The 26,041-nt window shown below is 60.7% G+C and carries 21 protein-coding genes and 2 pseudogenes; 4 read left to right on the top strand and 19 right to left on the bottom strand.

Features of this window, described 5'->3' with window-relative positions:
- Positions 1–3 precede the first annotated feature (3 nt).
- The 9 genes from nuoJ to GN234_RS29160 all read right to left on the bottom strand — a co-directional run bounded on the left by nuoJ (position 4) and on the right by GN234_RS29160 (position 9,744).
- On the bottom strand, positions 4–504 hold the full coding sequence (nuoJ, locus tag GN234_RS29120; RefSeq protein ID WP_003180049.1) for an NADH-quinone oxidoreductase subunit J: 501 nt from the start codon (positions 502–504) through the stop codon (positions 4–6).
- Between the two features lie 9 nt (positions 505–513).
- Positions 514–1,062, bottom strand: a complete 549-nt coding sequence (gene nuoI, locus GN234_RS29125) for an NADH-quinone oxidoreductase subunit NuoI (RefSeq protein WP_003180051.1) — start codon at positions 1,060–1,062, stop codon at positions 514–516.
- Between the two features lie 11 nt (positions 1,063–1,073).
- Positions 1,074–2,081 carry an NADH-quinone oxidoreductase subunit NuoH gene (gene nuoH / locus GN234_RS29130; protein ID WP_025212983.1) on the bottom strand — a complete coding sequence of 336 codons (1,008 nt, stop codon included), beginning with the start codon at positions 2,079–2,081 and terminating at the stop codon, positions 1,074–1,076.
- Positions 2,078–4,792, bottom strand: coding sequence for an NADH-quinone oxidoreductase subunit NuoG (nuoG, locus tag GN234_RS29135; RefSeq protein ID WP_176689465.1), 2,715 nt, complete (start codon positions 4,790–4,792; stop codon positions 2,078–2,080). The genes nuoH and nuoG overlap by 4 nt, the downstream gene beginning before the upstream one ends.
- 141 nt (positions 4,793–4,933) lie before the next feature.
- On the bottom strand, positions 4,934–6,292 hold the full coding sequence (gene nuoF / locus GN234_RS29140) for an NADH-quinone oxidoreductase subunit NuoF (RefSeq protein ID WP_109755559.1): 1,359 nt from the start codon (positions 6,290–6,292) through the stop codon (positions 4,934–4,936).
- A complete protein-coding gene (nuoE, locus tag GN234_RS29145; RefSeq protein ID WP_109755558.1) occupies positions 6,289–6,786 on the bottom strand; it encodes an NADH-quinone oxidoreductase subunit NuoE in 498 nt (165 codons plus the stop codon). The genes nuoF and nuoE overlap by 4 nt, the downstream gene beginning before the upstream one ends.
- Positions 6,787–6,788: 2 nt before the next feature.
- Positions 6,789–8,573, bottom strand: coding sequence for an NADH-quinone oxidoreductase subunit C/D (gene nuoC, locus GN234_RS29150; protein ID WP_063320475.1), 1,785 nt, complete (start codon positions 8,571–8,573; stop codon positions 6,789–6,791).
- Positions 8,574–8,645: 72 nt separating this feature from the next.
- Positions 8,646–9,320 carry a NuoB/complex I 20 kDa subunit family protein gene (locus GN234_RS29155; protein WP_003180065.1) on the bottom strand — a complete coding sequence of 225 codons (675 nt, stop codon included), beginning with the start codon at positions 9,318–9,320 and terminating at the stop codon, positions 8,646–8,648.
- 10 nt (positions 9,321–9,330) lie between these two features.
- Complete coding sequence (locus GN234_RS29160; RefSeq protein WP_003203367.1) at positions 9,331–9,744, bottom strand: NADH-quinone oxidoreductase subunit A; 414 nt, start codon at positions 9,742–9,744, stop codon at positions 9,331–9,333.
- Positions 9,745–10,738: 994 nt separating this feature from the next.
- On the opposite strand from GN234_RS29160, the pseudogene GN234_RS30485 reads away from it, so the two are divergent.
- Positions 10,739–11,620: pseudogene (locus GN234_RS30485) on the top strand (methyl-accepting chemotaxis protein); the annotation flags it as partial.
- Positions 11,621–11,818: 198 nt separating this feature from the next.
- On the top strand, positions 11,819–12,523 hold the full coding sequence (locus GN234_RS30490) for a methyl-accepting chemotaxis protein (protein WP_411828796.1): 705 nt from the start codon (positions 11,819–11,821) through the stop codon (positions 12,521–12,523).
- A gap of 130 nt (positions 12,524–12,653) precedes the next feature.
- Here GN234_RS30490 and aceA read toward each other — a convergent pair whose 3' ends face one another.
- The 9 genes and pseudogenes from aceA to GN234_RS29210 all read right to left on the bottom strand — a co-directional run bounded on the left by aceA (position 12,654) and on the right by GN234_RS29210 (position 23,357).
- On the bottom strand, positions 12,654–13,979 hold the full coding sequence (gene aceA / locus GN234_RS29170) for an isocitrate lyase (protein ID WP_109755556.1): 1,326 nt from the start codon (positions 13,977–13,979) through the stop codon (positions 12,654–12,656).
- A 456-nt stretch (positions 13,980–14,435) separates the two neighbouring features.
- Positions 14,436–15,197, bottom strand: coding sequence for a secretin N-terminal domain-containing protein (locus tag GN234_RS29175; RefSeq protein WP_116832849.1), 762 nt, complete (start codon positions 15,195–15,197; stop codon positions 14,436–14,438).
- 283 nt (positions 15,198–15,480) lie between these two features.
- Positions 15,481–15,906, bottom strand: a complete 426-nt coding sequence (locus GN234_RS29180; protein ID WP_116832848.1) for a GNAT family N-acetyltransferase — start codon at positions 15,904–15,906, stop codon at positions 15,481–15,483.
- A complete protein-coding gene (locus GN234_RS29185) occupies positions 15,899–17,065 on the bottom strand; it encodes a ribosomal protein uL16 3-hydroxylase (protein ID WP_003203358.1) in 1,167 nt (388 codons plus the stop codon). Before GN234_RS29185 ends, GN234_RS29180 begins: the two co-directional genes overlap by 8 nt.
- Before the next feature lie 84 nt (positions 17,066–17,149).
- The gene (gene purB, locus GN234_RS29190; RefSeq protein ID WP_109755553.1) at positions 17,150–18,520 is read right to left on the bottom strand and encodes an adenylosuccinate lyase; all 1,371 of its coding nucleotides are present in this window, start codon (positions 18,518–18,520) and stop codon (positions 17,150–17,152) included.
- Between the two features lie 124 nt (positions 18,521–18,644).
- Complete coding sequence (gene hflD / locus GN234_RS29195) at positions 18,645–19,268, bottom strand: high frequency lysogenization protein HflD (RefSeq protein WP_176689467.1); 624 nt, start codon at positions 19,266–19,268, stop codon at positions 18,645–18,647.
- Positions 19,265–20,389: a tRNA 2-thiouridine(34) synthase MnmA gene (mnmA, locus tag GN234_RS29200; RefSeq protein ID WP_109755552.1), complete on the bottom strand. Its 1,125-nt coding sequence runs from the start codon at positions 20,387–20,389 to the stop codon at positions 19,265–19,267. The genes hflD and mnmA overlap by 4 nt, the downstream gene beginning before the upstream one ends.
- Before the next feature lie 60 nt (positions 20,390–20,449).
- Positions 20,450–20,896, bottom strand: coding sequence for an NUDIX hydrolase (locus tag GN234_RS29205; protein WP_176689468.1), 447 nt, complete (start codon positions 20,894–20,896; stop codon positions 20,450–20,452).
- A 234-nt stretch (positions 20,897–21,130) separates the two neighbouring features.
- Positions 21,131–23,357, bottom strand: a pseudogene (locus GN234_RS29210) (NADP-dependent isocitrate dehydrogenase).
- Between the two features lie 482 nt (positions 23,358–23,839).
- Here GN234_RS29210 and icd point away from each other — a divergent pair.
- Entirely contained in the window at positions 23,840–25,096 is a 1,257-nt protein-coding gene (gene icd, locus GN234_RS29215; protein ID WP_024779303.1) for an NADP-dependent isocitrate dehydrogenase, read from the top strand.
- Between the two features lie 80 nt (positions 25,097–25,176).
- Here the strand turns inward: icd and GN234_RS29220 are convergent, their stop codons facing one another.
- A complete protein-coding gene (locus GN234_RS29220; protein WP_109755549.1) occupies positions 25,177–25,446 on the bottom strand; it encodes a cold shock domain-containing protein in 270 nt (89 codons plus the stop codon).
- Positions 25,447–25,672: 226 nt separating this feature from the next.
- On the opposite strand from GN234_RS29220, the gene clpS reads away from it, so the two are divergent.
- Entirely contained in the window at positions 25,673–26,035 is a 363-nt protein-coding gene (clpS, locus tag GN234_RS29225; RefSeq protein WP_109755548.1) for an ATP-dependent Clp protease adapter ClpS, read from the top strand.
- The last annotated feature ends 6 nt before the right edge of the window (positions 26,036–26,041 follow it).

Raw genomic sequence — 26,041 nt, forward strand, 5'->3', positions numbered from 1 at the left:
TGATTACTCCTTCGCCTCGTTACGGCCCAAATGGAACGCCGTGACGGCTGCGGCAAGCAGCAGCATCGAGGCGAGTTCGACCACCAGCAGGTACGGACCGAACAGGCTGATGCCCACGGCCTTGGCGCCTACGGTGGTGTGGCCGATGGCCTGGCCGCTCTGGTGAGCGAACAGCACATACAGCAGTTCACCCAGCAGCAGGGCGGACAGGATCACCGGTCCAGCCCAGATGCCGGGCTTGAGCCAGGAGCGTTCCTGCTGGACCGCGGCCGGGCCGAGGTTGAGCATCATCACCACGAACACGAACAGCACCATGATGGCGCCGGCGTAGGCGATCACTTCCAGGGCACCGGCGAACGGCGCGCCGAGGGCGAAGAAGGTCATGGCCACGGCGATCAGCGAAATGATCAGGTAGAGCAGGGCGTGCACGGGGTTGGTGTTGGTGACCACGCGAAGCGTGGACACCACTGCAATACCCGATGCGAAATAGAAAGCGAATTCCATCTTTCTTCCTTAAGGCAGCAAGCTCTTCACGTTGATCGGTTCGGCTTCGTTCTGCGCGGCGCCTTTTGGCTTACCGGCAATGGCCATACCTGCAACACGATAGAAGTTGTAATCAGGGTTTTTACCGGGACCGGAAATCAGCAGATCTTCTTTCTCGTACACCAGGTCCTGACGTTTGAACTCGGCCATCTCGAAATCCGGCGTGAGCTGGATCGCGGTGGTCGGGCAGGCTTCCTCGCAGAGGCCGCAGAAAATGCAGCGCGAGAAGTTGATGCGGAAGAAGTCCGGGTACCAGCGACCGTCTTCGGTTTCAGCTTTCTGCAGCGAGATGCAACCCACCGGGCATGCCACGGCGCACAGGTTGCAGGCCACGCAGCGTTCTTCGCCGTCGGGGTCGCGGGTCAGGACGATACGGCCACGGTAACGCGGCGCCAGGTAGACCGGCTCCTCCGGGTATTGCAGGGTGTCGCGCTTGCGAAAGCCATGGCCGAAGATCATGACCAGGCTTCGCAGTTGGGTACCGGTACCCTTAACGATGTCGCCAATATATTTGAACATGGGTCAAATCCTCACTGAACCGCGGCCGCAGGCGCGTTCATCAAAACGATCGCAGCGGTCACCAGCATGTTGATCAGGGTCAGCGGCAGGCAGAATTTCCAGCTGAAGTCCATCACCTGGTCGTAGCGTGGGCGCGGGATCGAGGCGCGCAGCAGGACGAACAGCATGATGAAGAACGCGGTCTTCAGGGCGAACCAGACGAAGGACAGTTGCGGCAGGATGCCGAACGGACCGTGCCAGCCACCGAAGAACAACGTCACCAGCAATGCCGAGATCAGGATGATGCCGATGTACTCACCGACGAAGAACATGCCCCATTTCATGCCGGCATATTCAATGTGGTAACCGTCGGCCAGTTCCTGTTCCGCTTCCGGCTGGTCGAAGGGGTGACGGTGAGTCACGGCCACGCCAGCGATGAAGAAGGTGCAGAAACCGAAGAACTGCGGAATGATGAACCACAGGTTCTGGGCCTGGTACTCGACGATGTCGCGCATGTTGAACGAACCGGCCTGGATCACGATGCCCATGAGCGCCAGGCCCATGAACACTTCGTAGGACACGGTCTGGGCCGAGGCCCGCAGGCTGCCCAGCAGGGCGAACTTGTTGTTGCTCGACCAGCCGGCGAACAGCACCGCATACACCGACAGGCCGGCCATGGCGAAGAAGAACAGCAGGCCGATGTTCAGGTCCGCCACGCCCCAGGTCGGGGTGATCGGGATGATCGCGAAGGCGATCAGCAAGGCGCTCATGGCCACGACCGGTGCCAGGGTGAAGATCACCTTGTCGGCAAACGGCGGCGTCCAGTCTTCCTTGAAGAACATCTTGATCATGTCGGCGGCGATCTGGAACATGCCGAACGGGCCGACGCGGTTCGGACCGTAGCGGTCCTGCCACCAGCCCAGCAGGCGACGTTCGACGAAGCTCAGCAACGCGCCGCAGACCACCACGGCCAGCAGGATCACGATGGCCTTGAGGACCGTCAGGATCACAGCGATCACTTCAGGGGTGAACCAGCTCATTGCGCTGCCTCCTGCAGACCGTCGACGGTTTTGCCGAATATCGCCGGTGGGATACCCGCCAGGCCAGCTGGCAGGGCCACCAGGCCGGCGCCCAGTTCTTCATTGATGCGCAGCGGCAGGCGCAGGGTCTGGCCGGCCACGTTCAGGCTCAGCAGGGCGCCATCGTTGACACCCAGGCGGTCGGCTTCGGACTTGGCCAGCGATACATAGGCGGCTGGGATGCGTTCCTGCACCGGCGCGGCCTTGGAAGAGTTCTCTTCGCTGCCGAACAGGTGATGGAACGGCACGACCTGCCAGGTACCCGGTGCCGGGTTGAAGGCGCGCGGCACGCTGGCGAACCAGCTCAGGCCATCGCCCTGACTCTCGATCAGGCGTGTGCCCGGGTCGCCGGCACGCAGGTGACCGCCGACTTCGTCCTGGAACTTGTTCCAGGCTTGTGGCGAGTTCCAGCCCGGCGACCAGGCGAATGGCACCTGGGAGCGCGGCTCGGTCGAACCCGAGTAGCCTTCCATGGAGAACGAGAACGCAGTGTCCTTGTCCTGGGAGGTACGCGGCTCATGCACGCTGATGTTCGCGCGCATGGCGGTGCGACCGCTGTAGCGCAGCGGTTCGCGCGCCAGCTTCAGGCCTTTGATGCGGAACGAGGCCGACGGTGCGGCATCGACGATCCGGGCCAGTTGCGGGTTGCTCTCGGCGCAGGCGGCGGTGGCATGGTCCAGTTGCGTCCAGTCCACCGGCTGGTTCAGCAGGGTCGAGCGCAGGGCATGCAACCAGCGCCAGCCTTCGTGAACCAGGATGCTGGCGTCCAGGTAAGTCGGGTCGAATACCTGGAAGAAGCGCTGGGCGCGGCCTTCCTGGCTGACCAGCGTACCGTCGCCTTCGGCGAAGCTCGCCGCCGGCAGCACCAGGTGGGCGCGGTCGGTGGTGGCGGTTTTCTGATGGTCGGCGACGATCAGCACTTTCGCGGCGTTCAGGGCGGCGTCCACCCGGGCTTTGTCGGTGCGGGTGTACAGGTCGTTTTCCAGTACCACGATGGCGTCGGCGCTGCCGTCGATCACCGCTTGCAGCGCTGCGTCCACCGATTCGCCACCGAGCATGGCCAGGCCGAGGCTGTTGGCTTCCGGCACGATCAGGCTGATGGAACCGTTCTTCTCCCGCAGCTTCAAGGCCTTGGCGATGTTGGCGGCGGCTTCGATCAAGGCCTTGGAACCCAGGGAGGTGCCGGCGATGATCAGTGGGCGCTTGGCTGCCAAAAGGGCATCGGCGATGCGCTGGGCCAGGGCGGCGGCTTCGCTGTCCAGGCCGTCGACTGCCGGGGCGCTGGCGTCCAGGGCGTGGGCCACGGCGAAACCGATGCGCGCCAGGTCGTCAGGGGCGGCGTGGACGCATTCTTCGGCGACGTCGTCGAGCTTGGTTTCGGCGAGGCTGGCGATGAACAGCGGGTTCAATGCGTGCTGGCCGATGTTCTTCACGGCGGCGTCGAGCCATGGCTGTACGCGCATGGCGTCGGCCATGTCTTCAGCCTTGCCCTTGACCGACTGGCGCAGGGCCAGGGCCATGCGCGCGGCGGTCTGGGTCAGGTCTTCGCCAAGGACGAACACTGCGTCGTGGTCTTCGATGTCGCGCATCGTCGGCACCGGCAGCGGGCTGTCCTTGAGCACTTGCAGGACCAGGCGGATGCGTTCCAGCTCGCCGGCCTCGATGCCACTGTAGAAGTGCTCGGCGCCGACCAGTTCACGCAGGGCGTAGTTGCTTTCCAGGCTGGCCCGTGGCGAGCCGATGCCGACGATGTTGCGTCCGCGCAGCAGTTCGGCGGCCTTGTCCAGCGCTTCGTCCAGGCTCAGTTTGGCGCCGCCCGCCAGCAGTGGCTGGCGTGGACGATCCTTGCGGTTGACGTAGCCATAGCCGAAACGGCCACGGTCGCACAGGAAGTACTGGTTCACCGAACCGTTGAAGCGGTTCTCGATGCGACGCAGTTCACCGTAGCGCTCGCCCGGAGAAATGTTGCAACCGCTGGAGCAGCCATGGCAGATGCTCGGCGAGAATTGCATGTCCCACTTGCGGTTGTAGCGCTCGGAGTGGGTCTTGTCGGTGAACACACCGGTCGGGCAGACCTCGGTGAGGTTGCCGGAGAATTCGCTTTCCAGGGTGCCGTCTTCGACGCGACCGAAGTACACGTTGTCGTGGGCACCGAACACTCCCAGGTCGGTGCCACCGGCGTAGTCCTTGTAGAAACGCACGCAGCGATAGCAGGCGATGCAGCGGTTCATCTCGTGGGAGATGAACGGGCCGAGGTCCTGGTTCTGGTGGGTGCGCTTGGTGAAGCGATAACGGCGCTCGTTGTGGCCGGTCATCACCGTCATGTCTTGCAGGTGGCAGTGACCGCCTTCTTCACAGACCGGGCAGTCGTGAGGGTGGTTGGTCATCAGCCATTCGACGACGCTGGCGCGAAACACTTTCGCTTCTTCGTCGTCGATGGAGATCCAGCTGCCGTCGGTGGCGGGGGTCATGCAGGACATGACGATCCGACCACGCTTGTCGTTTTCGTCGGTGTACTGCTTGACCGCGCATTGGCGACAGGCGCCTACGCTGCCAAGGGCGGGGTGCCAGCAGAAATAAGGGATGTCGAGGCCCAGGGACAGACATGCCTGTAACAGGTTGTCTGCGCCATCGACTTCGAGCTCTTTGCCGTCTACGTGGATAGTGGCCATGGTTCAAAGTTCTTCGTTGGCCCGGTGTCAGCGGGCGTGGCTAATGGAATCTTGTTATTCGTCCGAATCCAAACAGCCTGGGTAAAAGGCGTCATCGGACGAAAGGCGAAGGGCACGGACCCTTCGCCTTTTAAAGCGTCGTTACGCGCCGACCATGGTCGGCGTGACCACCTGATTGAGATCACCGGCGCGGGTTGGCGCGATGCCGGCCTCGAATTCAGGGCGGAAGTATTTGATTGCGCTGCCCAACGGCTCCACGGCACCCGGTGCGTGAGCACAGAAGGTCTTGCCTGGGCCGAGGAAACCCACCAGACCCAGCAGGGTCTCGATGTCGCCGGCCTGGCCTTCGCCGTTTTCAATGGCGCGCAGCAGCTTGACGCTCCACGGCAGGCCATCGCGGCAAGGGGTGCAGAAACCGCACGACTCACGGGAGAAGAACTCTTCCATGTTGCGCAGCAGCGAGACCATGTTGACGCTGTCGTCCACCGCCATGGCCAGGCCGGTACCCATCCGGGTGCCCACCTTGGCGATGCCGCCGGCATACATTTGTGCGTCCAGGTGTTCCGGCAACAGGAAACCGGTACCGGCGCCGCCAGGCTGCCAGCACTTGAGCTTGTAGCCGTCGCGCATGCCGCCGGCGTAGTCCTCGAACAGCTCGCGACCGGTAACGCCGAATGGCAGTTCCCACAAGCCAGGGTTCTTGACCTTGCCGGAGAAGCCCATGAGCTTGGTGCCCATGTCTTCGCTGCCGTCGCGGGCCAGGGATTTGTACCAGTCCACGCCGTCGGCGATGATCGCCGGGACGTTGCACAGGGTCTCGACGTTGTTCACGCAGGTCGGCTTGCCCCACACGCCGACGGCGGCAGGGAAGGGCGGCTTGGAGCGCGGGTTGGCGCGACGGCCTTCGAGGGAGTTGATCAGCGCGGTTTCTTCACCGCAGATGTAACGCCCGGCGCCGGTGTGGACGAACAGCTCGAAATCAAAACCCGAGCCCAGGATGTTCTTGCCCAGCAGGCCGGCAGCCTTGGCTTCTTCCACGGCACGGTTCAGGTGCTTGGCGGCGGTGGTGTATTCGCCGCGCAGGAAGATATAGCCACGGTAGGTCTTCAGCGCGCGGGCGCTGATCAGCATGCCTTCGATCAGCAGATGGGGCAGTTGCTCCATCAGCATGCGGTCTTTCCAGGTGTTGGGCTCCATTTCATCCGCATTGCACAGCAGGTAGCGGATGGTGATGGATTCGTCCTTGGGCATCAGGCCCCACTTCACGCCAGTGGGGAAGCCCGCGCCGCCACGGCCCTTGAGGCCGGAGTCTTTCACGGTCTGGACGATGTCGTCCGCAGCCATGTCGGCAAACGCCTTGCGCGCGGCGGCGTAGCCGTTCTTGGCCTGGTATTCGTCCAGCCACACCGCTTCGCCGTCGTCACGCAGACGCCAGGTCAGGGGATGGGTTTCGGCCGAACGCTGGATGCGGTTGGCGGGCCCGAAGGAAGTCAGGGTCATACGTAGCCCTCCAGCAGTTTGGCGACGCCGTCAGGCTGGACGTCACCGAAGGTGTCGTCGTCGATCATCAGCGCCGGCGCCTTGTCGCAGTTGCCCAGGCAGCACACCGGCAGCAGGGTGAAGCGGCCGTCGGCGGTGGTCTGGCCCAGGCCGATGCCCAGCTTGCTCTGGATTTCGCTGACCACGGACTCGTGGCCGCCGATGTAGCAGACCATGCTGTCGCAGACGCGAATGATGTGGCGGCCCACTGGCTGGCGGAAGATCTGGCTATAGAAGGTGGCGACGCCTTCGACGTCGCTGGCCGGAATGCCAAGGATCTCGCCGATGGCGTAGAGCGCGCCATCGGGCACCCAGCCACGTTCCTTCTGGACGATCTTCAGGGCTTCGATCGACGCCGCGCGCGGGTCTTCGTAGTGATGCAGCTCGTGCTCGATGGCCGAGCGCTCGGTTTCGCTCAAGGCGAAACGGTCTGTCTGGATAAGCGTGCTGTTCATGCTTAGCGGTCCACGTCGGCCATAACGAAATCGATACTACCCAGGTACGCGATCAAGTCCGCGACCATGCTGCCTTTGATCACTGAAGGGATCTGCTGCAGGTGCGGGTAGCTTGGGGTGCGAATCCGGGTGCGGTAGCTCATGGTGCCGCCGTCGCTCGTCAGGTAATAACTGTTGATGCCCTTGGTCGCTTCGATCATCTGGAAGGATTCGTTGGCCGGCATGACCGGGCCCCACGAAACCTGCAGGAAGTGCGTGATCAGGGTCTCGATGTGTTGCAGCGTGCGCTCTTTGGGCGGCGGCGTGGTCAGCGGGTGGTCCGCCTTGTACGGGCCTTCCGGCATGTTGCGCAGGCACTGGTCGATGATCTTGATGCTCTGGCGCATTTCCTCGACGCGAACCATGCAGCGGTCGTAGGCATCGCCATTGGCCGCCAGCGGTACTTCGAATTCGAAGTTTTCATAGCCGGAGTAAGGACGCGCCTTGCGCAGGTCGAAGTCGCAACCGGTGGACCGCAGGCCGGCACCGGTGACGCCCCATTCCAGGGCTTCCTTGGTGTTGTAGGCAGCGACGCCGATGGTACGACCCTTGAGAATGCTGTTCTGCAGGGCGGCCTTGGTGTATTCGTCCAGGCGCTTGGGCATCCACTCGACGAAGTCCTTGACCAGTTTCTCCCAGCCCCGCGGCAGGTCGTGGGCAACGCCACCGATGCGGTACCAGGCCGGGTGCAGGCGGAAACCGGTGATGGCTTCGATCACCGTGTAGGCTTTCTGGCGGTCGGTGAAGGTGAAGAACACCGGGGTCATGGCGCCGACGTCCTGGATATAGGTACCCAGGAACAGCAGGTGGCTGGTGATGCGGAAGAACTCGGCCATCATGATGCGGATGACGTCGACCTTCTCCGGGACCTTGATCCCGGCCAGTTTTTCCACCGACAGCACGTACGGCAGGTTGTTCATCACGCCGCCGAGGTAGTCGATACGGTCGGTGTACGGGATGAAGCTGTGCCAGGACTGGCGCTCGGCCATTTTTTCGGCACCACGGTGGTGGTAGCCGATGTCAGGCACGCAGTCGACGATCTCTTCGCCGTCCAGTTGCAGGATGATACGGAACGCACCGTGGGCCGAAGGGTGGTTCGGGCCGAGGTTGAGGAACATGTAGTCCTCGTTGGCACCCGAACGCTTCATGCCCCAGTCTTCAGGCTTGAAGCGCGCGGCTTCTTCCTCGAGCTGTTGCTTGGCCAGGGACAGGCTGAACGGGTCGAACTCGGTGGCGCGGGCCGGGAAGTCCTTGCGCAGCGGGTGACCTTCCCAGGTCGGCGGCATCATGATGCGCGACAGATGCGGGTGACCGGGGAAGTCGATCCCGAACATGTCCCACACTTCACGCTCGTACCAGTTGGCGTTCGGCCAGATGCCGGTCACGGTCGGCACGCTGAGGTCGCTCTCGGACAAGGCGACCTTGATCATTACGTCACTATTACGTTCGATCGACAGCAGGTGATAGAACACGGTGAAATCGACGCCGTCGGGCAGCCCTTGACGCTTGGTGCGCAGGCGCTCGTCCACGCCGTGCAGGTCATAGAGCATGACGTACGGCTTGGGCAGGTTGCGCAGGAAGGTCAGGACTTCGACGAGCTTGGCGCGGGCAACCCAAAGCACCGGCATGCCGGTACGGGTCGGCTGGGCGGTGAACGCCTCGGGGCCAAAACGGTTGTTCAGTTCGACGACCACATCCTGGTCGTCTGCCTTGTAAGGCGGGATGTACAGAGCACTGCCTGTAGTCATGGTTATTTATCGCTTTCGGTCAACGTAAAGAATGAAGCCAGGTTCTCGTTTCTTATGCAGAGCAGAGCTGGATCAGACTTCGTCGGGGCTGCGCAGGTTGGTGACTGCGATACGCTGTTCGCGGCGCTGTTCCTTTTGCGATGGCATCTCGGCGCGATAGACGCCTTGATCGCCAACGACCCAGGACAGCGGGCGACGCTCCTGGCCAATCGACTCCTGCAACAGCATCAAGCCTTGCAGGAACGCTTCAGGGCGAGGGGGGCAGCCAGGCACGTAGACGTCCACGGGCAGGAACTTGTCCACCCCTTGAACGACGGAGTAGATGTCGTACATGCCACCGGAGTTGGCGCACGAACCCATGGAGATGACCCACTTGGGTTCGAGCATTTGCTCGTAGAGGCGCTGGATGATCGGCGCCATCTTGATGAAGCAGGTACCGGCGATAACCATGAAATCCGCCTGGCGTGGTGATGCCCGGATAACCTCGGCGCCAAAGCGCGCGATGTCGTGGGGCGCCGTGAAGGCGGTGGTCATTTCCACGTAGCAGCACGAAAGGCCGAAGTTGTACGGCCACAGGGAGTTCTTGCGACCCCAGTTGACCGTGCTGTTCAGCACGTCTTCGAGCTTGCCCATGAAGATGTTTTTGTGGACTTGATCTTCTAACGGATCAGCGACGGTTTCCCGCTCGCCAATCGGATACTGCTCGTTAGGAGCATCGGGGTCGATCCTGGTGAGATTGTATTGCATTGCCAAAGCCTCATTGTTTCAGCTTCGCTTGCCGCTTGCGCCGAGCTTCCGGAGCCCAATCAAGTGCCCCCACCCGGTAAAGGTAGACAAGACCTGCCAACAGAATTGCTATGAAAACGAGAGCTTCGACGAATCCGGTCCAGCCGCTTTCGCGGACGGACACAGACCATGCAAAGAGAAAGAGGGCTTCGATATCGAAGATCACGAACAGCATCGCGACCAGATAGAATTTGGCTGAGAGCCGCAAGCGGGCGCCACCGGTAGGTAGCATGCCGGACTCGAACGGTTCATTTTTGCTGCGGCCCCAGGCTTTTGACCCAAGCAGGCTCGACACGCCGAGCATGAAAGCACACAGGCCAACGACGCCCAGAAGGAAAATGGCAAAGCCCCAGTTGTGGGCCATGAGTCCTGTCGCTTCGGACATGCTGGAAATCCTTAACAGAGAGCAAAGGTCTCTGAGCTTGAATGAAATAACGCAGTGACGATATGTCGCAGCAATCAATCGCGGTGATTTTATGGCTAAACACCGGGCAAGTAAAATTCCTATAGCGAAATTATTTATTGGAATAAGGACATAGCGCGCCCCCAAGACCCTGCAGCCCAGGCCCCATGGGCATTGGCCGACTATTCATTAATAATATTTCGTGCGGAATGCAACAATGATAATGACTTCCAAATGATAATTGTTATTGTTTGTGGCGGCCTTTCTACGCTGCACTTAGTGCCGTGCCTGAGGGGCTGTCTTACATCGCCGCTACTGCAGTTGTCAGCGTCGGACGTTTTACTCCTTTTCGGACTGCCCAATACTGCGTTCGATCAATTTTTCTATCCGTGCGCCGAAGTTTTGTCGGGGAGGGCCCATGCAGGTCGGATCTGCATGGGGACTGCTCCTGTGGGAGTCAAGCTTGCCCGCGATCCCGGCAACGCGGTCCCGAGGCAGACTGCGTTCGCTCTTCGCGGACAAGCCTGACTCCCACAGTTGCAGGCTTGCTCTTACAGCGTAGGTCGCTTCAAAAAAAACGGGTGAAAAAAACCGGGTGCTCAGATCAATGTTGCTCAGTCGGCCCGCGCCTGTGGCCAGGGGATTTGCGCATTAAGCGACACCGTTTTTGCGAGCGAAAATTGGCACGAGATTGGCTTAAGGTCTTGAACGAGTGATATCAAATGGCTATCTTTGTGGTTCATTCATCTAATCATCTATATCAATGTTGGTTAGATTTCCGCTCCCTTCTTATATAGCCGCGTCAGTTTTCATCGTTCGCGGCTGATACCAAAGGAATGTCATGAACTCTCGGATCGCGAATATGAGCGTTATGCTCAAGCTGGCTTTGGGCTTTGCTGTTGTGCTGCTTTTGACCGCTATTGTCGCCGCGACCGGCTGGTTCAGCCTGGGGAAAATGATCGAGCGCACTGATCGAATGACCAGCATCACCGAGCTCGGCAACCGTCTCGATCACCTGCGCAGGGCGCGCTTGCAGTACCAGTTGGACAGGGGTGATGAACAAAAGGGTGCATTGATCCAGGCGTCGCTGGAGCAGTTCGTCACCCAGCAGAAAATCCTGGCAAAAGAGCTGAAGAAACCTGAAAACCTGAACAAACTTGCGCTGATCGAGCAGGCCAGCACGCAGTATCAAGTGGCACTGAATACGATGCGCGAGGCTTATCGCAATGACGCAGCCATGCGCAAGGAGATGGGCGTCAATGCGGTCAAGGGCGCGGCGCTGATTGCCCAGGTCATCACTGACGTAGAAGCGATGCCTGCCTCGGATGAGCGCTTTGACCTTTATAAGCTCATCCTCAAGGCCAAGGAGGACGTGGCGCTGGTGCGTTATGAAGTGCGTGGCTATACCGGCAACCCCAACAGCGCCACCGAACAAGCCGCCACCCGCCAGCTCGAAAATGCGTTCAAGAGCATCGAAACACTCAAGAGCGCTTTTGGTCCCACCTATACCGACACCATCAAGCAACTGGAAACCGCGTTGATTGCTTACCGCCGTTCGGTGCAGGACTTCACTGCCAGTAATCAGGCCATTGGCAGGGCCGTGCAGGACACCATCGATTTGGGCGAAACCATCACCCGCCTGACCGATGAAATGTATGCCAGCCAACTGGTCTCCCGTGACGAAGACAGCGCCCAGGCCCGCGTCCTGCAACTGAGCTGCACCGCCTTGGCGATGTTGCTGGGGATTTTTGCCGCCCTGATCATCACGCGCCAGATTACGCGGCCGTTGCAGGACACATTGGCTGTGGTCGATCGCATTGCCGCAGGGGACCTCACGCAACACATGATCGTGACTCGTCGTGATGAGCTGGGTGTCTTGCAGCAAGGTATCGAGCGCATGGGTACCACCTTGCGTGACCTGATCGGTGGTATCCGCGATGGCGTCACCCAAATCGCCAGTGCCGCCGAAGAGCTATCGGCTGTCACCGAGCAGACCAGTGCTGGGGTCAATAGCCAGAAAATCGAGACCGATCAGGTGGCGACCGCCATGCACGAAATGTCGGTCACCGTGCATGAAGTCGCGCGTAATGCCGAACAGGCTTGCGCAGCTGCATCAGAGGCCGATGCACAAGCCCGTATTGGCGACCAAGTGGTTGCGCAGGCCATCGTTCAGATCGAGCGCTTGGCCAGTGAGGTCGGGCGCTCGGTCGAAGCCATGAACGAGCTGGAGCAAGAAAGTGGGCGCATCGGCAAGATCATGGACGTGATCAGGGCGGTGGCTGAGCAGACCAACTTGCTGGCTCTTAACGCCGCCATTGAAGCTGCTCGCGCAGGTGACGCGGGGCGCGGTTTTGCCGTGGTCGCCGACGAAGTACGTGGGCTGGCCCAGCGTACCCAGCATTCCACCGAAGAGATTGAAAGCCTGGTGGCGGGTTTGCAGAACGGCACGCGCCAGGTATCGAGTATCATGCAAAACAGCCGTGAACTGACCGACAGCAGCGTGGAGTTGGCCTCCAAGGCCGGCGCCTCCCTGGGCAATATCACCCAGGCGGTTTCTGGCATTCAGTCCATGAACCAGCAGATTGCTGCCGCCGCGGTGCAACAAAGCTCGGTGGCCGAGGAAATCAGCCGGAGTGTCCTGAACGTGCGCGATGTATCCGAACAGACCGCCTCGGCCAGCGAAGAAACCGCAGCCTCCAGCATCGAACTGGCGCGCCTGGGTAACCAGTTGCAGCAGTTGGTCAGTCACTTCAAAGTGTGAAAGCCGGGCTTGACGATCCACGTTGCCGGGGAACAGCAGGCGAAAAAAAGCCCCGAACCAGTCGGGGCGTCAGATCGTCGGCTTTGCGGTTAGCTTTTATTCGGTCCGCAAGGGCCGTTTACCGCGTGGATCAGTGGAACTGTTCTTCTTCGGTGGAACCGGTCAGTGCGGTCACCGACGAAGCGCCGCCCTGGATCACGGTGGTCATGTCGTCGAAGTAGCCGGTGCCCACTTCCTGCTGGTGCGCCACGAAGGTGTAGCCCTTGGCGGCGTCAGCGAACTCCTGCTCTTGCAGTTTCACGTAGGCGGTCATGTCGTTGCGGGCGTAGTCGTGCGCCAGGTTGAACATGCTGTGCCACATGTTGTGGATGCCGGCCAGGGTGATGAACTGGTGCTTGTAGCCCATGGCGGACAGTTCGCGCTGGAACTTGGCGATGGTCGCGTCGTCCAGGTTTTTCTTCCAGTTGAAGGAAGGCGAGCAGTTGTACGACAGGATCTGGTCCGGGTATTCCTTCTTGATCGCTTCGGCGAAGCGACGGGCTTCGTCCAGGTCTGGCTTGGCGGTTTCGCACCAGATCAGGTCAGCGTATGGCGCGTAGGCCAGGCCGCGGGCGATAGCCTGGTCGAGGCCGGCGCGCACCTTGTAGAAACCTTCCGGGGTACGGGTGCCGGTCACGAACGGTTGGTCGTACGGGTCGCAGTCGGAGGTCAGCAGGTCAGCGGCGTTGGCGTCGGTACGGGCCAGGATGATGGTCGGCACGCCAGCGACGTCGGCAGCCAGGCGAGCAGCGGTCAGCTTCTGCACGGCTTCCTGGGTAGGAACCAGTACCTTGCCGCCCATGTGGCCGCATTTCTTCACCGAAGCCAGTTGGTCTTCGAAGTGAACGCCAGCGGCGCCTGCTTCGATCATGCTCTTCATCAGCTCGTAGGCGTTCAGGACGCCGCCGAAACCGGCTTCGGCGTCAGCCACGATCGGCGCGAAGTAGTCGATGTAGCCTTCGTCGCCCGGGTTCTTGCCGGCTTTCCACTGGATCTGGTCGGCACGACGGAACGAGTTGTTGATGCGCTTGACCACGGTTGGAACCGAATCCACCGGGTACAGCGATTGGTCAGGGTACATCGACTCGGCGGAGTTGTTGTCCGCAGCCACTTGCCAGCCCGACAGGTAGATCGCCTGGATACCGGCCTTGACTTGCTGCACAGCCTGGCCGCCGGTCAGGGCGCCCATGCAGTTGACGAAATCTTTCTCGGGACGGAAGGCTGGCTTGGCGCCCTGGGTGACCAGGTTCCAGAGCTTCTCGGCGCCCATTTTCGCAAAGGTGTGCTCAGGTTGAACCGAGCCACGCAGACGGACGACGTCAGCAGCGGAATAATTGCGCTTCACGCCTTTCCAGCGCGGGTTTTCAGCCCAGTCTTTTTCAAGGGCTGCAATTTGCTGTTCGCGTGTCAGTGCCATGGAGATAAACCTCGTCGCATAGGTCTTGGTGGAAAATTCCTGCTCCTGCCGACCAGGGGTTGGCGTACAAGTCGGTTCAGGCGGGGAGGCGACGGGATGAACGATGGGCTCGAGGGGAAAGTGAGCAGGTAGGGGCGGACTGCGGGCGCATTCGGGCGTCGTGGGCCTTTAATACGAACTCAGAGTGATGCCGGGTTACCTAGTTACGCTTCCGTCCCTCGGGACAACTTCGTTCCAGTCGCAACCTCGTCAAACACACCTTGTGGGCGGTACAGACACGAATCGGCTCGCAGGGTAGTTGCAAGCGTCGACCCGAAGGCCCTTGCCAGGGCCCCTGATTAGCGGGAGCGAGGCCATCATGCCTTCGGTTTTTTTGCTCGTCAAACGTTTTGTAGTGCTTTTTTTGTAGCACTACATCTTTGGTCTAATACGACTCATCAGTCAGTTTTTGGTGCTTCAGTTCAGGGTATCGACCTTGACCCGCAAAATCATGTCATCGCGGCCCTGGGTCGAGTAGCTGCGGGTCAGACCCTGTTTGTCGGCCTGATTCTGGCGATTGACCCCGGCCAGGGTGATCCATTCGCCCAGGCGACCGCTGACGGTTGTGTCGGTACTTTGAACGTTCACTACATCGGGACGTTCCTGGCTCATGCGGTCACGGTTGGTACTGATGCTCAGATGAACGGTCTCACCGGTGACGCTGGCGGTGACATAAAAACCCTGGGTGACGTTGCGGTATTCGGTCTGGCTTTGCATGCGCCCATAGGTGTCGGTCTGGGTGCTGGTGAACGGCACGCTCTGGCCCACCTGGATCAACGCCGGTTGGCCTTCGCTGGCTTGTACCTGCTGCACGCCGCCTTCACGGCTGGCGGTGCTGCGATTGATGATGCGGGTCTGGCTGGGGGCGGCACCGTTGATCGAATAGCCCTGGTCGCCCTGCAGGTTGTTTTCGTTGGTGTCGACGGTGATCAGCAGGCGCTTGGGAGCGGTATCCAATTGGGCGAGGAATTGCCGGAGTTCTTCGATTTTGCCGGGCTCGGCATTGACGATCAGTTGGTTGCCGTAGGCGCTGACCTGGCCGTCCTTGCCGATGAAATTCTGCGCCACCGGCAGCAGGTCGGCGCTGGTGCGGTAGTTCAGCGGCACGACTTGCGTGTCGGCCATGACCGACAGGCTGCAACCGAGCAGCAGAGTGGTAAGCAGGGTGCGTAAGGACATGTCCATTTCTCCGCGAGACAAAGGCTTGATATTGCCAGTTTGTCGGCCCGGGATGGGGCAAGTTGAATGGTAGACGGCAAAACGCCCCGGCATCGGAGGATGGCGGGGCGTTTTATGGTGCTGATGATGCTTTGTGGCGAGGGGATTTATCCCCGTTGGGCTGCGAAGCAGCCCCAACAAGCTAATTGCGTCAACCTGGCACACCACAGTGACTGACTTGAGGGCTGCTGCGCAGCCCAGCGGGGCGGTGCGACGTTTCGCTAAATCCCCTCGCCACAGGGTTTCAGGTGGAATGGCGAACCATGTCCACATGGGGAATTCCGGCTTCCAGGAACTCCTCACTGACCACCGCGAAACCCAGGCGCTCATAGAACGGCGTGGCATGCACCTGGGCGCTGAGCATCTGTTGCTTGAGCCCGCGTTTCTCGGCTTCGGCGATCACGGCGTGCATCAGCGCGTCACCCACCTTCAGGCCGCGCCAGTCCTTGAGGACCGAGACGCGACCGATATGGCCGTCAGTCAACAGGCGAGCGGTGCCAATGGGGAAGTCGCCTTCAAACGCCAGAAAATGCACCGCGCCCTGGTCATCGGCATCCCATTCTAGCTCAGGCGGAACGGACTGCTCGGCAATGAACACGGTTTCACGAATGCGCCGGATCTCGGCGTTATCCTTTTGCCAGTCTGCGACACGAACGTGAATTTTATTCATCAGCGAACCCCAGGCTGCCTTGCTTGACCAGCTCGCAGACCAGGCCGCGACCGTCTTCATCGGCCAACCACGGGCCAAGGTTCTCGATGTGCAGGGCGTCGGCGGCGCAGATCATTTTCAGCAGTTCGCGCAGCTTGCCCGGCAGGTAACGGCTCTGGCCGCTGGCGAACAGCAGCAGGTCATCATCGACTTCCGACCAGGCCAGGCGCGCACTCGGATTGCGAATGATCACTGCACCTTGTTCCAGGCTGGCCAGCAGGTCGTCTTCTTCCAGCTCCGGGCCCACCACCAGTTCCGGGTAGCGTGGCTCGGTCATGAACTGGCCGAACCAGGTCAGCAGCAGCCGCTCGTCGCTCATGTGCTCGGCCAGCAGGCCCTTGAGGCGGTCGAGAGCGTCCTGCTGGATCTGGTGCGGGTCGGCTACAGGGCGTGCATCGGCGTCGGTGTAGCGTTCTTCGTCCGGCAGGAACTGGCTGAGGAAGTCGGTGAAATGGGTCAGTACTTCGGCGGCGCTAGGCGCACGGAAACCCACCGAGTAGGTCATGCAGTCATCCACGGCCACGCCGCAGTGGGCCAGGCGCGGTGGCAGGTAGAGCATGTCGCCCGGTTCCAGGGTCCACTCATCGGTGGCCTCGAATTCGGCGAGGATGCGCAGGTCGGCGTGCTGCAGCAGCGGGCTCTCGGAGTCGCACATCTGGCCGATTTTCCAGTTGCGCTGGCCATGGCCTTGCAGCAGGAACACGTCATAGTTATCGAAGTGCGGGCCCACGCTGCCACCGGGGGCGGCGAAGCTGATCATCACATCGTCGATGCGCCAGCTCGGCAGGAAGCGGAAGTTCTCCAGCAGCTCGCTGACTTCCGGTACGAACTGATCGACAGCCTGTACCAGCAGGGTCCACTCGCGCTCTGGCAACTTGCTGAATTCGTCTTCGGCGAACGGGCCGCGACGCAGTTCCCAAGGGCGCTCGCCGTGCTCGATCACCAGGCGCGATTCGACTTCTTCTTCCAGGGCCAGGCCGGCCAGTTCGTCGGCGTCGATGGGGCTTTGGAAGTCAGGAATCGCCTGACGGATCAGCAGCGGTTTTTTCTGCCAGTAGTCGCGCAGGAACTCCCGTGCCGTAATGCCGCCCAGGAGTTGCAGAGGAATATCAGGATTCATGTGTAACCTATTGAAAAAATATACTTTTCAGCCGCGAATAAAAACGCCCGGCGCGGCCGGGCGTCTCAAAGGTAAAGCCGTGGATCAGATGCGCTTGGCTTGTGCCGCTGCGTTGCCGATGTAGCTGGCCGGCGTCAGCTTTTTCAGCTCGGCGCGAGCGTCGGCAGGCATGTCCAGGCCATCGATGAAAGTCTGCAACGCTTCAGGGCTGATGCCCTTGCCACGGGTCAGTTCTTTCAGCTTTTCATACGGGTTTTCGATGTTGTAGCGACGCATCACGGTCTGGATCGGCTCGGCCAGGACTTCCCAGCAGGCGTCCAGGTCGGCGGCGATCTTCTGCTCGTTCAGTTCCAGCTTGCTGATGCCCTTGAGGCTGGCTTCGTAGGCAATGACGCTGTGGGCAAAGCCCACGCCCAGGTTGCGCAGTACGGTGGAATCGGTCAGGTCGCGCTGCCAGCGGGAGATCGGCAGTTTGCTCGCCAGGTGCTGGAACAGCGCGTTGGCGATGCCCAGGTTGCCTTCTGAGTTTTCGAAGTCGATCGGGTTGACCTTGTGCGGCATGGTCGAGGAACCGATTTCGCCGGCGATGGTGCGCTGCTTGAAGTAACCCAGGGAGATGTAGCCCCAGATGTCACGGTCGAAGTCGATCAGGATGGTGTTGAAACGGGCGATCGCGTCGAACAGCTCGGCGATGTAGTCATGCGGTTCGATCTGGGTGGTGTACGGGTTGAAGCTCAGGCCCAGCTCGTCTTCGATGAAGGCGCGGGCGTTGGCTTCCCAGTCGATGTCCGGGTAGGCCGACAAGTGGGCGTTGTAGTTGCCCACGGCACCGTTGATCTTGCCCAGCAGCGGCACGGCGGCAACCTGGGCGATCTGGCGCTCCAGGCGGTACACCACGTTCGCCAGTTCCTTGCCCAGGGTGGTCGGCGAAGCCGGTTGACCGTGGGTGCGCGACAGCATCGGCACGTCGGCGAAGCGGATCGCCAGCTCGCGGATGGCCTCGGCGGTCTGACGCATCAGCGGCAACATCACCTCATCACGGCCTTCGCGCAGCATCAGGGCGTGGGACAGGTTGTTGATGTCCTCGCTGGTGCAGGCAAAGTGGATGAACTCGCTGACGTTGGCCAGTTCTGGCAGTTTGGCCGCCTGCTCCTTGAGCAGGTATTCGATGGCCTTGACGTCGTGGTTGGTGGTGCGCTCGATCTCTTTGACGCGCTCGGCGTGCTCCAGCACAAAGTTTTCTGCCAGGGCGTTCAGCACCGCGTTGGCTTCGGCGGAAAACGCCGGCACTTCGCTGATGGCAGGATGGGCGGCCAGGCGCTGGAGCCAGCGTACTTCAACCAGGACGCGGGCACGGATCAAGCCGTACTCGCTGAAAATCGGGCGCAGGGCCTGGGTTTTGCCGGCGTAGCGGCCGTCAACAGGGGAAACCGCAGTGAGCGAAGAGAGCTGCATGGGGTGTTCTCGGACAGTCGGGCAACGAAATGGGGCGCGTATCATACATGAAAACAATCGCCGGTCCGTCGCCAACTGACCGGCGTATTACGCGTAACGAACTACAAAAACGGGTTGAGGCGACTTATTCGTTGCGCATCAACGGGTAAAGCTCTTTAAGCAATTTGCGCCGGCTGATCACCAGTTGCCAGCGATGGCCGCCCAACTGCCGCCACAGCCGTGCCGAGCGAATCCCGGCCAGCAACAGGGCGCGGATCTTCGAGGCATTGCTCGGTTGCTGCAGGTTGCGCATGTCGCCGTGCACCTGGATGCGCTGGCGCAAGGTGCTCAGGGTGTCCTGGTACAGCGCGCCGCAGGCCGCGACGACGTTTTCGTGGGACGGGCCGAAGTGCTCGACCTGGGACTGGATCTGCGGCAAGCGTTTGCCGATGGTCTCCAGCAGGTCGTCGCGCTTGGCCAGCTGGCGCTCAAGCCCCAGCATCGACAAGGCGTAGCGCAGCGGTTCGCGTTGCAGGGCGCTGGGATCGCGTTCCAGGGCGCCGATCAGGGCGCGATAGCCTTCACGCAGGTTCAGGTCGTCACCGCCGTAGACCTCCAGGGTGTCCTTGGGGTCGCGAACCAGCAGGCTGCCGAGCATGCAGGCCACGCCCGCCTCGGTGGCCTGGCCGGTCTTGGCAATCCTGTCCACCAGCACGGCGGCGAGAAACACCCCACCCAATGCTGTCAGTTGTTCCTGGATGGAGGTCATGCCTTGCTGCTCCAGGGTTCTGCGACTTCGATCACGCCGCCGCCCAGGCAGACTTCGCCGTCATAGAACACCACGGACTGGCCGGGCGTGACCGCCCGCTGCGGGTCATCGAAGGTGGCACGGTAGCCCGTGGCGGTTTTTTCCAGGGTGCAGGGCTGGTCGCTTTGGCGGTAGCGAACCTTGGCCGTCAGGCGACGTGGTTCGCTGAGGTCGATGGGGTTGACCCAATAGATGTCGGAAGCGAGCAGGGCGCGGGAAAACAACCACGGATGGTCGTTGCCCTGGCCGACGATCAGCTCGTTGTGTTCCAGGTCCTTGACCAGTACGTACCAAGGCTCTTCGCCAGCGTCTTTCAAGCCGCCGATGCCCAGGCCCTGGCGCTGGCCGATGGTGTGGTACATCAGGCCATGGTGACGGCCGATGACTTCGCCTTCGGTGGTCTTGATCTCGCCTGGCTGGGCCGGCAGGTACTGCTTGAGGAAGTCGCTGAAGCGGCGCTCACCGATGAAGCAGATCCCGGTGGAATCCTTCTTCTTGGCGGTGGCGAGCTGGTGTTTTTCGGCGATTGCGCGCACTTCGGGCTTTTCCAGTTCGCCTACCGGGAACAGGGTCTTGGCGATCTGTTCGCCGCCGACGGCATGCAGGAAGTAGCTCTGGTCCTTGTTCGGGTCCAGGCCCTTGAGCAATTCAGTACGGCCGTCGATGTCGCGGCGACGCACGTAGTGGCCGGTGGCGATCAGGTCTGCGCCGAGCATCATGGCGTAGTCGAGGAACGCCTTGAACTTGATTTCGCGGTTGCACAGGATGTCCGGGTTCGGCGTGCGGCCGGCCTTGTACTCGGCCAGGAAGTGCTCGAACACGTTGTCCCAGTACTCGGCGGCGAAGTTGGCGGTGTGCAGCTTGATGCCGATCTTGTCGCACACCGCCTGGGCATCCGCGAGGTCGTCCATGGCGGTGCAGTATTCGGTTCCGTCGTCTTCTTCCCAGTTCTTCATGAACAGGCCTTCCACCTCATAACCCTGCTCGATCAGCAGAAGGGCGGAAACGGAAGAGTCCACGCCGCCGGACATGCCGACAATGACGCGCTGCTTGGATGTGTCAGAAGGAGCTGGATCACGCATAGGAGTTTCAATGAGTGTCTTGAAAAAGGACGCGATTCTATCAGGCCCGGGCGCGCAAGGCTAAAGAGAAGGACGGATCAGCGTCAGACTGTGGCGATGGCCGGCCAGATAATCGTCGATGCAGCGGATGATCAGCTCGCTGCGCCAGTGCCCGCGCTGTTCGAGCAGCTCGTCGCGAGTCAGCCATTTGGCGCCCAGAATGCCGTCGTCCAATTGATATTCGGGGCGGTGTTTCAAGGCCTTGGCGGCGAAACAGACCCGCTGGTAGGTCACGCCATTGCTGGGGGCGGTGTACAGGTAGATGCCCACCACGCTGGTGGGTTCGACGTCCCAGCCGGTTTCTTCCAGGGTTTCGCGCACCGCGGCTTCGATCAGCGTTTCGTCCGGGTCCAGGTGACCGGCGGGCTGGTTGAGCACTGCTCGTCCGCCTTTGGATTCTTCGACCATCAGGAAACGGCCGTGGTCTTCGACGATGGTGGCGACGGTGATGTGGGGTTTCCAGTCCATGGGGTTTCCTAGATATCAATGTGCATGGAATTTCAATTTGAAAACAGGCCATTGTGGGAGCGAGCCTGCTCGCGATAGCGGTGTGTCAGTCAGCATCAGGGTTGAATGTTATACCGCTATCGCGAGCAGGCTCGCTCCCCACAGGGGGGATATGTTGTCAGGAGGGAAAGTATGGTGTGTCCGGAAACACAAACCCCGGCACCAGGCCGGGGTTCGTGATGTTCCCTTACAACCTTACACCAGCGCAGCAATTGCCGCGTTGAAGGTGGCGCTCGGGCGCATGGCCTTGCTGGTCAGCTCAGGGTTGGCGAAGTAGTAACCGCCGATATCCACTGGCTTGCCTTGAACGGCATTGAGCTCGGCAACGATTTTTTTCTTCGTTGTCGGTCAACGTCTTGGCCAGGGCAGTGAACTGAGCCTTGAGGGCTGCGTCGTCGTCCTGGGCGGCCAGTGCCTGGGCCCAGAACAGGGTCAGGTAGAAGTGGCTGCCACGGTTGTCGATGCCGCCGACCTTGCGCGAAGGCGACTTGTTGCGGTCCAGGAACTCACCGGTAGCCTGGTCGAGGGTCTTGGCCAGCACCAGCGCTTTCGGGTTGTCGTAGGTCACGCCCAGGTGTTCGAGGGAGGCGGCCAGGGCCAGGAACTCGCCCAGGGAATCCCAGCGCAGGAAGTTTTCTTCCAGCAGTTGCTGAACATGCTTGGGTGCCGAGCCGCCGGCGCCGGTTTCGAACAGACCACCGCCGTTCATCAGCGGCACGATGGAGAGCATCTTGGCGCTGGTGCCCAGTTCCATGATCGGGAACAGGTCAGTCAGGTAATCGCGCAGTACGTTGCCGGTCACCGAAATGGTGTCCTTGCCTTCGCGGGTGCGTGCCAGGGTGAACTTCATCGCGTCGACCGGCGACATGATGCGGATGTCCAGGCCGGTGGTGTCGTGGTTCTTCAGGTAGGCCTGGACTTTCTCGATCACCACGCCGTCATGGGCGCGCATCGGGTCCAGCCAGAAGATCGCCGGGGTGCTGCTGGCGCGAGCGCGGTTGACGGCCAGCTTGACCCAATCCTGGATCGGCGCGTCCTTGGTCTGGCACATGCGGAAGATGTCGCCAGCCTCGACGTTCTGCTCCAGCAGGGTGCGACCGGTGCTGTCGGAAACGCGTACCACGCCGTTGGCCTTGATCTGGAAGGTCTTGTCGTGGGAGCCGTACTCTTCGGCTTTCTTGGCCATCAGGCCGACGTTCGGCACGCTGCCCATGGTGGTTGGGTCGAAGGCGCCGTGTTGCTTGCAGTCTTCGATCACCGCCTGGTAGATGGTGGCGTAGCAGCGATCCGGGATCACGGCCTTGGTGTCGTGCAACTGACCGTCGGTGCCCCACATCTTGCCGGAGTCACGGATCATGGCCGGCATCGAGGCGTCGACGATGACGTCGCTCGGCACGTGCAGGTTGGTGATGCCTTTGTCGGAGTTGACCATCGCCAGGGATGGACGCGCTGCGTAGACCGCCTGGATGTCGGCTTCGATCTGCGCCTGCTGCTCGGCCGGCAGGGCCTTGATGCGGGCGTACAGGTCGCCGATGCCGTTGTTCAGGTTGAAGCCGATCTGCTCCAGCACTTGGGCGTGCTTGGCCAGGGCGTCTTTATAGAACTCGGCAACGATCTGGCCGAACATGATCGGGTCGGAGACCTTCATCATGGTGGCCTTGAGGTGAACCGACAGCAGGACGCCTTTTTGCTTGGCGTCTTCGATTTCAGCGGCGATGAAGTCGCGCAGGGCGTTCTTGCTCATCACGGCGCAGTCGAGGATCTCACCGGCTTGTACGGTGGTTTTTTCCTTCAGGACAGTGGCAGTGCCGTCCTGGGCGATCAGCTCGATTTTCACGCTGCCGGCAGCGTCGATCAGGGCGGCTTTTTCGCTACCGTAGAAATCGCCGGTGTTCATGTGGGCCACGTGGGACTTGGAGTCGGCTGCCCAGGCGCCCATTTTGTGCGGGTGCTTGCGTGCGTAGTTCTTGACCGACAACGGGGCGCGGCGGTCGGAGTTGCCTTCGCGCAGGACCGGGTTCACGGCGCTGCCCTTGACCTTGTCGTAGCGGGCGCGCGCGTCTTTCTCGGCGTCGCTGGTCACGGTTTCCGGGTAGTCCGGCAGCGCGTAGCCCTGGGCCTGCAATTCCTTGATCGCGGCCTGCAGTTGCGGCACCGAGGCGCTGATGTTCGGCAGCTTGATGATGTTGGCTTCAGGCGTAACGGCCAGGTCGCCCAGTTCGGCGAGGTGGTCGGCTACGTCTTTGTCGCCCAGTTGCTCGGGGAAGCTGGCCAGGATGCGCCCTGCGAGGGAGATATCGCGGGTTTCCACGGCGATATCGGCCGAAGCGGTAAAGGCTTCGACGATCGGCAGCAGCGAATAGGTGGCGAGGGCGGGAGCTTCGTCGGTGAAGGTATAGATGATCTTCGAGCGGGTGGGCATATTCGGATTAACTCTCTTCTTTGCTAAAGCATGCGCAGAAACTCGAGGGGCGCCGGGTAAGCGCGTTCGTTCAAAGTCATCCGTGAGCCGAATGTCGAGGTTTCTTCGCGGTGATGTTGGGTGCATCAGTCGAGCGTCAAGCGGTTGGGCCGCGGTAACGGTCCGGCTTTTAAATTGGCGGAAAGTCCTGTGATAGAGCCGTCAGCCGTCGTGACCCTGTGGTCAGCGGCGGCATTATACATAGGTAGCTGGCGATCTGCCGATGGTTCATAGACTTCCGTACACGTCCATTGGTCTAAACGTCGCACTACCCATGGAGCGGACTATGCTCATGTTTGGCGCTTTTCCCTTGGTTTTCAGGGTTGTACATGGCGAACTGCAACGCTTTGCCCCTGATGAGCCTAACGTAGGGTTTGCGCGCCGATTCAAGTGGGGTACGCTCGAACGCAGCCAGATGTTCAATCCAAGCAATGGAGTTCAGCATGGGGTATCAAAAGATTCAGGTTCCAGCCGTCGGTGACAAAATCACCGTCAATGCAGACCATTCTCTTAATGTTCCGGACAACCCGATCATCCCTTTCATCGAAGGCGACGGTATTGGCGTCGACATCAGTCCGGTCATGATCAAGGTGGTGGACGCAGCGGTTCAGAAGGCCTATGGCGGCAAGCGCAAGATTTCCTGGATGGAAGTCTATGCCGGCGAGAAAGCGACCCAGGTCTACGACCAGGACACCTGGTTGCCCCAGGAAACCCTGGATGCGGTCAAGGATTACGTGGTTTCCATCAAGGGCCCGCTGACCACGCCGGTGGGCGGTGGTATCCGTTCGCTGAACGTCGCCCTGCGCCAGCAGCTCGACCTGTATGTGTGCCTGCGCCCGGTGCGCTGGTTCGAAGGCGTGCCCAGCCCGGTCAAGAAACCTGGCGACGTGGACATGACGATCTTCCGTGAGAACTCCGAGGACATCTACGCTGGCATCGAGTGGAAGGCAGGTTCGGCCGAAGCCACCAAGGTCATCAAGTTCCTGAAAGAAGAAATGGGCGTGACCAAGATCCGTTTCGACGAGGACTGCGGCATCGGCGTCAAGCCGGTTTCCAAGCAGGGCACCAAGCGCCTGGCGCGCAAGGCCTTGCAATATGTTGTCGACAATGACCGCGATTCGCTGACCATCGTACACAAAGGCAACATCATGAAGTTCACCGAAGGTGCCTTCAAGGAATGGGCCTACGAAGTGGCGGCCGAGGAGTTCGGTGCGACCCTGCTCGACGGCGGGCCCTGGATGCAGTTCAAGAACCCCAAGACTGGCAAGAACGTGGTCGTCAAGGACGCCATCGCCGACGCGATGCTCCAGCAGATCCTCCTGCGTCCGGCCGAATATGACGTGATCGCCACCCTGAACCTCAACGGTGACTACCTGTCCGACGCCCTGGCGGCGGAAGTGGGCGGTATCGGTATTGCGCCGGGCGCCAACCTGTCCGACACCGTGGCGATGTTCGAAGCCACCCACGGTACCGCGCCCAAGTATGCCGGCAAGGACCAGGTCAACCCGGGATCGCTGATCCTGTCGGCGGAAATGATGCTGCGCCACATGGGTTGGACCGAAGCGGCCGACCTGATCATCAAGGGCACCAACGGCGCGATTTCGGCCAAGACCGTGACCTATGACTTCGAACGTCTGATGGAGGGTGCCAAGCTGGTGTCGTCCTCGGGCTTCGGTGATGCCCTGATTTCGCACATGTAAGCGAGTCGGCGCTCAGCGCAAATGCCCGGCTCGGGTGATCGAGCCGGGCATTTTCATTTGTCCGGGGTGGCGACTGCCGGTCAATGGGCCTCGGTGATCCTGGCATTGACAGGGGCGGGTGTCTCTTCGGCGGTGACAATCCTGATATTGACCGCGTGCAAGCCCTTGGGTCCCTGGATGACGTCGAACGTCACAGGCTGTCCGGCCTTCAAGGTCTTATAGCCTTCCATGTTGATAGCCGAGTAATGGGCGAAAAGGTCTTCATTGTCCCTGCCGGCCGCGATAATGAAGCCGTAGCCCTTTGCATTGTTGAACCATTTCACCTTGCCATTCATCTTGACGACCGACATAACCCATTTCCCTCTGCAACGCACTCCATCACTGGAGTATCATCCAGTCCATCCGCAGGCTAATCTTGAAAACAGGATAGATTCCACGGACCTTTTTAACCCACGATGGGCTCTATTGGTTGTAACACCGTTTTGCCGATAGTCAAGGTGGCCGGGTGGTCGTGGTTGAAATCGCCCACAAGCGCCCCCATCACTGTATTCGCCAACTAAACGAACCTTTCTTTCCATGCATGCAGTCAGCCAGATTCGACTAACATTCAATCAGGATCGCCCGGATCTACACGACGACGATTCCGCAGGCATTGCTGTTCAGGAGGCAAAGCCTGCATTACAGGCTCCACCGATGTACAAGGTGGTTTTGTTCAATGATGACTACACACCGATGGATTTCGTCGTCGAAGTGCTCGAGTTGTTTTTTAATCTGAACCGCGAGCTGGCGACCAAGGTCATGCTGGCTGTCCATACAGAGGGACGGGCAGTATGTGGAGTGTTTACCCGCGACATCGCCGAGACGAAGGCCATGCAGGTCAATCAGTACGCCCGGGAAAGCCAGCATCCGCTACTCTGTGAAATCGAGAAGGACGGTTAACGCCGA

This window comes from Pseudomonas bijieensis, assembly GCF_013347965.1.
Taxonomy (GTDB): domain Bacteria; phylum Pseudomonadota; class Gammaproteobacteria; order Pseudomonadales; family Pseudomonadaceae; genus Aquipseudomonas; species Aquipseudomonas bijieensis.

Excerpts from the sequence above, each read along its gene's own strand:
- nuoF (WP_109755559.1), bottom strand. The coding sequence starts at position 6,292 with ATGACCCTGACTTCCTTCGGGCCCGCCAACCGCATCCAGCGTTCGGCC.
- GN234_RS29205 (WP_176689468.1), bottom strand. The coding sequence starts at position 20,896 with ATGGACTGGAAACCCCACATCACCGTCGCCACCATCGTCGAAGACCAC.
- purB (WP_109755553.1), bottom strand. The coding sequence starts at position 18,520 with ATGCAGCTCTCTTCGCTCACTGCGGTTTCCCCTGTTGACGGCCGCTAC.
- nuoE (WP_109755558.1), bottom strand. The coding sequence starts at position 6,786 with ATGAACAGCACGCTTATCCAGACAGACCGTTTCGCCTTGAGCGAAACC.
- nuoC (WP_063320475.1), bottom strand. The coding sequence starts at position 8,573 with ATGACTACAGGCAGTGCTCTGTACATCCCGCCTTACAAGGCAGACGAC.
- hflD (WP_176689467.1), bottom strand. The coding sequence starts at position 19,268 with ATGACCTCCATCCAGGAACAACTGACAGCATTGGGTGGGGTGTTTCTC.
- GN234_RS29160 (WP_003203367.1), bottom strand. The coding sequence starts at position 9,744 with ATGTCCGAAGCGACAGGACTCATGGCCCACAACTGGGGCTTTGCCATT.
- mnmA (WP_109755552.1), bottom strand. The coding sequence starts at position 20,389 with ATGCGTGATCCAGCTCCTTCTGACACATCCAAGCAGCGCGTCATTGTC.
- nuoI (WP_003180051.1), bottom strand. The coding sequence starts at position 1,062 with ATGTTCAAATATATTGGCGACATCGTTAAGGGTACCGGTACCCAACTG.
- GN234_RS30490 (WP_411828796.1), top strand. The coding sequence starts at position 11,819 with ATGTCGGTCACCGTGCATGAAGTCGCGCGTAATGCCGAACAGGCTTGC.
- aceA (WP_109755556.1), bottom strand. The coding sequence starts at position 13,979 with ATGGCACTGACACGCGAACAGCAAATTGCAGCCCTTGAAAAAGACTGG.
- GN234_RS29220 (WP_109755549.1), bottom strand. The coding sequence starts at position 25,446 with ATGTCGGTCGTCAAGATGAATGGCAAGGTGAAATGGTTCAACAATGCA.
- nuoG (WP_176689465.1), bottom strand. The coding sequence starts at position 4,792 with ATGGCCACTATCCACGTAGACGGCAAAGAGCTCGAAGTCGATGGCGCA.
- GN234_RS29175 (WP_116832849.1), bottom strand. The coding sequence starts at position 15,197 with ATGTCCTTACGCACCCTGCTTACCACTCTGCTGCTCGGTTGCAGCCTG.
- GN234_RS29155 (WP_003180065.1), bottom strand. The coding sequence starts at position 9,320 with ATGCAATACAATCTCACCAGGATCGACCCCGATGCTCCTAACGAGCAG.
- nuoH (WP_025212983.1), bottom strand. The coding sequence starts at position 2,081 with ATGAGCTGGTTCACCCCTGAAGTGATCGCTGTGATCCTGACGGTCCTC.
- clpS (WP_109755548.1), top strand. The coding sequence starts at position 25,673 with ATGCATGCAGTCAGCCAGATTCGACTAACATTCAATCAGGATCGCCCG.
- nuoJ (WP_003180049.1), bottom strand. The coding sequence starts at position 504 with ATGGAATTCGCTTTCTATTTCGCATCGGGTATTGCAGTGGTGTCCACG.
- GN234_RS29180 (WP_116832848.1), bottom strand. The coding sequence starts at position 15,906 with ATGAATAAAATTCACGTTCGTGTCGCAGACTGGCAAAAGGATAACGCC.
- GN234_RS29185 (WP_003203358.1), bottom strand. The coding sequence starts at position 17,065 with ATGAATCCTGATATTCCTCTGCAACTCCTGGGCGGCATTACGGCACGG.
- icd (WP_024779303.1), top strand. The coding sequence starts at position 23,840 with ATGGGGTATCAAAAGATTCAGGTTCCAGCCGTCGGTGACAAAATCACC.